The organism is Nocardia sp. TBRC8007, assembly GCF_056629435.1.
Map to the genome: position 1 here is coordinate 1 of NZ_JBWSOR010000132.1, position 660 is coordinate 660.

Annotated in this window: 1 protein-coding gene; it reads left to right on the plus strand. The window is 59.7% G+C overall.

Annotated elements, in window-relative coordinates:
* Positions 1-86: 86 nt before the first annotated feature.
* Positions 87-660, plus strand: a 574-nt coding sequence (locus ACX4ZE_RS22955; protein ID WP_480275543.1) for a class I SAM-dependent methyltransferase, incomplete at its 3' end; no start/stop codon positions are given.

The following is a 660-nucleotide window of genomic DNA, read 5'->3' on the forward strand; positions in this document are numbered from 1 at the left end:
TGCGGGAGGACCAGCCTGGGGACAGGCGTCTTGTCGGTTATGTTGTTGTGGATCCGGCGGTTTCCTCGGGGCGTGTCGATAGCGACGTGGTTGATCAGTGGCGTTCGGTTTATGACGAGGTCTACTCGGGTCCGGAGGGTTTTTCTTCGGAGGATGCGGTAACCGGTCTGCGTGATGATTTCAGTGGGTGGAACAGTAGTTACTCCGGTAGGCCGATCGCGGTCGAGCAGATGTTGGAGTGGCGAGCGGTTACTGTCGATAGGATTCGTGCGTTGGGTCCGTCGCGTGTCCTCGAGATCGGTGTGGGGTCGGGTCTGTTGCTCTCGCGGCTGGCTGGTGAATGTGAGCAGTATTGGGGAACCGATATATCGTCGGTGGCGATCGCGGATCTCGAGTCCGGATTGCGCGGTGCGGGGGTGTGGTGGGCCGGTCGGGTTGTGTTGCGTGTGCAGCCTGCCGATGACTTCGACGGGCTGCCGGTCGCGTGGTTCGACACGATTGTCTTGAATTCCGTTGTCCAGTATTTCCCGAGCGCGGACTATCTCGACACGGTGATATCTCGTTGCCTGGAGTTGCTCGCCCCGGGGGGTGTCCTCTTCATCGGTGATGTCAGGAACCTCTCCTATCACGAGCAGTTACTCACCGCGATCGAGATCGCCA